Origin of the sequence: Vibrio sp. 10N.247.310.17 (assembly GCF_041466605.1) — a bacterium.
Classification (GTDB): Bacteria; Pseudomonadota; Gammaproteobacteria; order Enterobacterales; family Vibrionaceae; genus Vibrio; species Vibrio tasmaniensis_A.
Map to the genome: position 1 here is coordinate 1 of NZ_JBFSTC010000155.1, position 6,121 is coordinate 6,121.

Here is a 6,121-nt window from a genome sequence, read left to right on the forward strand (position 1 = left end):
AATCACTGAACCGACGTGGCCTCCCGCGCTTATTCTGTTTGCTTTGCGCCCACCCGCTTATCGCTTCTTCATCAATCCAAAAGGTCAAAGAGCCACGGTTAATAAGTGATTGGTTGTATTGCTTCCAGTTGGTTGTTTTGTAACGTGGTTTAGGCATGAGGCTACGAGAGATAGTGGACGTAGCAGATCAGATCGTAGGTTCTGGATTTAGTTCCATTGAATTACGCAACAAAGCCCTTATCGATAGACAATAATCGTGCTGAACGTGCAATAAAACCGCTGGATATAGGCAGAAAAAACTAGCTCTTCTCGACCAACCCTAACGGGGCTGAAGTGAGTGCGATGCTTTACAGTGTTGTTGCAAGTCAGGAGGGTGGTTGGTATAGCCCTGAAGGAGACGCATGTAACTACGGTAATGCTAATGTGTCGACATCTGACCGTGGGACCTCTTCGTGGGGACAAGACCCAACGGCTCAAACCTGCTTAGTTTCAATCAAAAAGTATCAGGAAAAAAAACGAAACATTGATTGTTTTGAAGGTCCAAAAGTGGTTAAAGGGTAGCTGCTTGTAAGCTAAACCTCACTTAACAATGAGCTCTGACTTCATTACGTCAGAGCTCTTTGTTAAGTGCTATACAGACGAAGTGGCATAACGTTTCGGAGTTATACCAAAAGCACGTTTAAAGTTTCTTGTTAAATGGCTTTGATCAAAAAAGCCGCACTCTAAAGCGGTATTAGCACAACTATCCCCTCATTACCGCATTCTTCTGTCTGTCCCGAATCGCTTTCGATGTTAGCTTTGCGTGATCACCATGCCTGCCAAAGAGCATTTCAAAGCAAACCGTCAGGATTCCTTTGTAATATCAAAAGCTGGCTCTTCTATAGCAATGTGCAACTGGCGAAGCAGACTAAAGAGTTCGGGGTCGTTTAGTATCGGTGATTTGATAAAGGGCAAAACATCCTGATCCGACTGCTCAAAATGGCGTTGTACCATCGCTAGTTCAAAGTAAAACATTCTATACTTCCAACCAGTGTGACAACCAGCAAAACCAGTATGAACTTCAGCAGGATTTATCGTCACGATCTGGTTTTCAGGAATAACGATATTATTGCCACGATAATAGAGACCTTCTGCCCCTTTCTCGATAACACCAATAGTAAGATCGTCATGCCAGTGCTTAGAAAATTCGAACTGTTGACAAGAGGCTTTCAGCAGTTCAGTACCTTCAAATGTGCCGCTTTGCCAAACCTTGGAAAATTACATCTACATAACCAGTTACTGTTTTGTCAGCAAATAGAGTTTATCGTCACATATAGTTAAGTAAAAGTGACTATTTCTTGAAGTGATAATTCAAATGTAGTTTTATACTCACTCCAACAATAGATATTTTCAGAATACAACATACCACAATAGAACAATCCCGTATTTGTTAAGTTTAGCCCATAAGAAGAGATAGTTAGCAAAGGCTATATCGGAAGATGGTAGCCAGAAAAACCGCTGAAAAAATAGCTCTGTTGATAGGTAGGTCAAACGATCTCAGTTAGATTTTAGGCCTAGATTACCATCTTTAAGTTAAATTTGGTTAACTTAAAATAACTAGAAGTGCCCACATGAACATAAAGAAGAAACTATTGATTGCCCAAGTCATCGGCATACTGATCCCTATTACTATCGTCTCTATTTTAGTTGCTAATATTCTAAAGAACCTCGCCTTGGATAATTTTGTATCCAGCAGTAACAACGAAATACGCCAGGTTGAAAATGCGGTTTCAATCTACTTTAAAGATATTGGAGAAAACCTCACCTATCTCGCAAAAAGCCCTCAATTGATCCATGCAGATGACAGCATAACTACCTACATGGGGAAACCGAGCGCAGAGATGACTCCGGAAGAAAATGGGTCTGTGGAACGGACTATTTACTCACTATTTGATCAGGTGGGTAAAACCCATCCTGAATATGCCTATATCTACATGGGAACTGAAGATGGTGGATTTATACAATGGCCTACAGGGGGAAGCCCTGAAAACTATGATCCTAGGGGCCGTCCATTTTATAAAGCTGCTAGCACCTCGCCTTCAGATATCGTTCGTGGACAGGCCTATTACTGGGAACCAGATGATGCTGTGATCTTAAGTACCACAAGGACATTTGACTCAAAAAATGGTCGAAGAGGTGGTGTTATTGCTATCGACGTTTCACTAAAAACTCTCACGGATATCATCAAAAATATCAAGCTTGGTGAAAACGGTTATCTAATGATGATCGAAGATTCAGGCAATATCCTGGTCGATGCAGGAAAGCCGGAAAACAGCTTTAAACAAATCGATGAACTTAGTGGAAGCTATCGCACAATTAATAATACAAAATCTGGCCTGGTCAATATTGAACTGGATGGACAAAGCTACATGGCTAATGTGTATGAATCTAAAGTGCTAGGCTGGAAGTTCGTTGGCATCATTAGTCAGGATGAAGTGATGAGCTCCCGTAATGAGACTCTGGAGCTCATTGTCTATACTGTGTCTGGGCTTATTCTCCTGTTCATATTTGTCGCTGCCCTATTCGCGAACACAATTGCTAAACCGCTACAAATTGTTTCTGACAGTCTTAAAGAAATCGCATCAGGTGAAGGTGATCTCACGAAGACAATCTCTATCGATTCCAAAGATGAAACTGGAAAACTGGCTAGTTACTTCAACCAATTCCTTGATGCAATAAAACTGATTGTTCTTCAAATCACCGAATCTGGTAAACAAATGCTTAACTCATCAGAGCAAGCGATCGAAATTGCAGGAAAAATGGCTGAAACATCGGATCGTCAAAGCCAAGCTCTGGAGCAAGTATCAACAGCATTCAATGAAATGGTTGCGACTGCCAACGAAGTATCTACTTCATGTGCTGCCGCAGCGGATTCTGCAACGGTTGGTCAAAAACTGGTTGATGAAGGTCGTCAGCATATTGATCTGGCAGTTCAAAGTGTCCACCTACTATCAGAAGCGCTAACTCAGTCTTCAAGCGAACTAAAGAGCCTAGAAAATGATACTCATGGAATCACTATGATTCTCGACACAATCAGAGATATTGCCGACCAAACTAATCTACTTGCATTGAATGCCGCTATTGAAGCAGCAAGAGCCGGAGAGCAAGGCCGAGGATTCGCTGTAGTTGCTGACGAAGTTCGCGCGCTCGCGAAGAGGACCGCAGATTCTACTCAGGAGATTGATGAGTTAGTCAACAGGCTTCAGGTTCAAACCAAACAAGTCACTCAACATATGAGTCATAGTCTCAATAATTCTAGCCAAACCGTAGAAATCACTCAGGCAGTACAGAGTAGCTTTCATGGAATTTCCAGTTCGGTTGACGTTATTCGTCAAATGAATATACAGATAGCAACAGCTGCAGAGCAACAGCATCAAGTTGCAGAAGAAATCAACGGTCATATTCATCAAATACATCAAGATGCTGTAGTGGTTAAGGATATTTCTAACAGTGCGAATGACAATGCCAAGGAGCTTGATGATATCGCTTTGAATCTGAATACCCTTGTTTCCAGATTCAGGACGTAATTGATTGGGCTAATCCAAAAAAGGTCTTCAATACAAAAATCAAACGCTCATTTGTGTATGCGTAGTCATAATTTCCACATACAATAAGCGTTGTGCAACAAACTAAAGGTGGTAGAAAATGTTCATTTCCGTTCGAGAGCAGCATCTTAACAAAGGACGTAAGTACTGCATTTTGCAGTACTAAAACTTATCCGAAGGGTAGATTCTGCCTCTGACCGCAAAACGATTTCTGTCGGGTGGACGACACTTGTTACCAAGTGCCGTCTCCCTAAGAACCCAGCGTGCAACTTTCACTGCACTAGGCTTAAGCCTCTACAAAGGCATCAAATGATACCCAGCAACTTATAAAGCAGTGAGAGCAGGTTCAATCCAAGAATTACGAGCTAGCCTTTTGTGTTTTCTCTTTCCCAAGTATTCTTGGTATTGAGGGTCGAAAGGTGTCACTGCGCTTCGGATCTTCACATGTCTTTCTATCGGCACTTTAGCTATTTGGAAAAGATTAAACTGGCAATCCATATCCTTTATCTTCTGCCAACCGTGAAACTGCCATTGGCCTTTTCGGTTGATGAAGTATTTCAAGGCGATCCAAGTTTTAGATTTTGTTGGATGTCGCCTTTTAGCCCAATGCCATAACGCTTGAAATAGTTTGTGACCGACATAACTGAATACCTGCTTAGCTACGCAGTGGCGATAATAGTTCGACCACCCTCTAAGCTTTGGGTTAATCAGTTTGATAAGGTCGTTCACCGGTAGGGTAACGTGCTTTTTGATGAGTCCGCGCAAGTTACTTAGGAACGTCAACGTATTGGCCTTGCTCGGTTTGATGAGCAGTTTTCCTTTGTACTTCCTATGGTTGAACCCAAGGAAGTCAAAACCGTCGTTGATGTGAGTAATGTGCGTTTTCTCTTCGGATAACGTTAAGCCTCGTACCGCTAAGAAGTCAGCAATCAGTGGTTTGATATCGTTCTCCAACACTTCCTTTGAAGCGCAGGTGACGACGAAATCGTCGGCATATCCAATAAAGTTAGCTCTTGCGCCTTTCTTAAGCGCGGTAGATTTAATGCGCTGTTCGAGACCCGATAACGTCATCAACATCAAGGTGGGGGATATAATTCCGCCTTGAGGCGTGCCTTCGTCGGTGTCGTAAAACAGCCCTTTGTCTACAAAGCCAGACTTTAGCCATTGCTTCAACATACGTTTATCAACAGCAACATTATCCATCAGCCATTGATGCCCAATTTTGTCGAAACAGGCTTTGATGTCCCCTTCAAGAACCCATTGTGCTGACCGTTTCTGACTCAAACAGATGAAACACTGGCCGATTGCGTCAGCCGTGCTGCGATTTGGTCTAAAACCATAACTATTAGGGTCGGCAAGCGTTTCGGACACAGGTTCTAATGCTAGAAGATGGAGAGCTTGTTGGGCTCTATCAATCATGCATGGAATACCCAGAGGCCTGAGCTTACCGTTCTTTTTGGGGATGTAGATACGCTTGAGTGGTTTAGCTTGATAAGCTTTCCGACTCAGTTGATTTACTGCTTTCATACGACGCGCGTCTGTGTTCCAGACAACGCCGTCTATTCCAGGCGTTTACTGCCTTTATTTTGAGAAACCCGCTTAACAGCAAGAAGTTCTGCTGAGCGAGAATGAGTCAGTATCCACTGCAATGCTTTAGCTTTGCCGTGTTTACCGTCTCTAGTTGCCTTTGCGATACGCATTTGAAGCTTTAAGACGTTCGCCTCTACGGCCTTCCAGTTAATGGATTGCCACTGTGCACTGTCAGAAGATGCACTAATCTCATTCGAAATCATCATTTGCTTTTCTTCCTTAATAAAGTTCTTCAAACTCTCTCGCAACGAGAGACCAGTTGGAAGTGGGCTCACTTTCGTGACCAGACACAAGTCTGTATCTACATCGTTACAATGCAGCCTTAGCTTTTTCCAACCTCCTATACCTGCATCACTATCGGCCACACAGGCTTTCCCAGAGGGAGTGATACAGGCTTACCATGTTCCGTATGCAGCGCGATGGTAGGTTAGGTGCCCGCTATGGTGCGAAGAGCGTGTTGATCACGAAAGAGCATTGGACAATCTCTTTCCTACTCTTAGTGCCTTTTGGCTACAGCGTATAAACCACTTCCGCTGCTTCGTAATATAACGCACCTTGAACGGATTCACGTGTGTTCACCATACTACCTGCCTAGCACTCACCCGATTTATGTGGTTATCAGGAGGAGCCTTCTCTCGCGATTTAGCTCCCGACAAGATAGTTTCTTGTCTTCGTTACATTGTCAGAGCCGCTACTTAATTCAGGCTCCTAGGCTCATCTGGTGATACAGATGGTCCATTCTTAACGCGATGGACAGCGCTGCATACGACCTCATGTCGCACGTCCAAAAATGAGTTTCAGAAGCATCGTTTAATCAAGCCAAGTGAGTACCTTATCAAACCCCTTTGGCGTTATATTGATGTACCAATCTAGATCCACTTTTTTGCGCATAACCAGTCCACACTCTTCAAGAGCTTTACATGAAACTCGGAAGTTGTTCGGGTGAA

4 protein-coding genes and 3 pseudogenes are annotated in these 6,121 nt (G+C 43.2%); 3 read left to right on the forward strand and 4 right to left on the reverse strand.

The annotated features are described in order from the left end of the window. Positions 1–157: transposase (locus AB6D80_RS23895; RefSeq protein WP_170926854.1), on the reverse strand; the 157-nt coding region annotated here is incomplete at its 3' end. Between the two features lie 80 nt (positions 158–237). Between AB6D80_RS23895 and AB6D80_RS23900 the strand changes: the two are divergent. Beyond that, positions 238–300, forward strand: a pseudogene (locus AB6D80_RS23900) (transposase); the annotation flags it as partial. A 42-nt stretch (positions 301–342) separates the two neighbouring features. Continuing rightward, positions 343–561 (forward strand): hypothetical protein, encoded by a 219-nt coding sequence (locus tag AB6D80_RS23905; RefSeq protein WP_371691439.1) that lies wholly within the window; start codon positions 343–345, stop codon positions 559–561. Positions 562–630: 69 nt separating this feature from the next. Here the strand turns inward: AB6D80_RS23905 and AB6D80_RS23910 are convergent. Together AB6D80_RS23910 and AB6D80_RS23915 are read right to left on the reverse strand one after the other, a co-directional pair. After that, positions 631–735, reverse strand: a pseudogene (locus AB6D80_RS23910) (AraC family transcriptional regulator); the annotation flags it as partial. Positions 736–843: 108 nt separating this feature from the next. Then, a complete protein-coding gene (locus tag AB6D80_RS23915) occupies positions 844–1,215 on the reverse strand; it encodes an AraC family ligand binding domain-containing protein (protein ID WP_198928818.1) in 372 nt (123 codons plus the stop codon). A 395-nt stretch (positions 1,216–1,610) separates the two neighbouring features. Between AB6D80_RS23915 and AB6D80_RS23920 the strand changes: the two genes are divergently transcribed. After that, positions 1,611–3,566 carry a methyl-accepting chemotaxis protein gene (locus AB6D80_RS23920; protein WP_017098238.1) on the forward strand — a complete coding sequence of 652 codons (1,956 nt, stop codon included), beginning with the start codon at positions 1,611–1,613 and terminating at the stop codon, positions 3,564–3,566. Between the two features lie 342 nt (positions 3,567–3,908). Here the strand turns inward: AB6D80_RS23920 and ltrA are convergent. Continuing rightward, a pseudogene (gene ltrA, locus AB6D80_RS23925) lies at positions 3,909–5,380 on the reverse strand (group II intron reverse transcriptase/maturase). Between the last annotated feature and the right edge of the window lie 741 nt (positions 5,381–6,121).

Coding starts and splice junctions, on each gene's coding strand:
- AB6D80_RS23920 (WP_017098238.1), top strand. CDS start 1,611: ATGAACATAAAGAAGAAACTATTGATTGCCCAAGTCATCGGCATACTG.
- AB6D80_RS23905 (WP_371691439.1), top strand. CDS start 343: ATGCTTTACAGTGTTGTTGCAAGTCAGGAGGGTGGTTGGTATAGCCCT.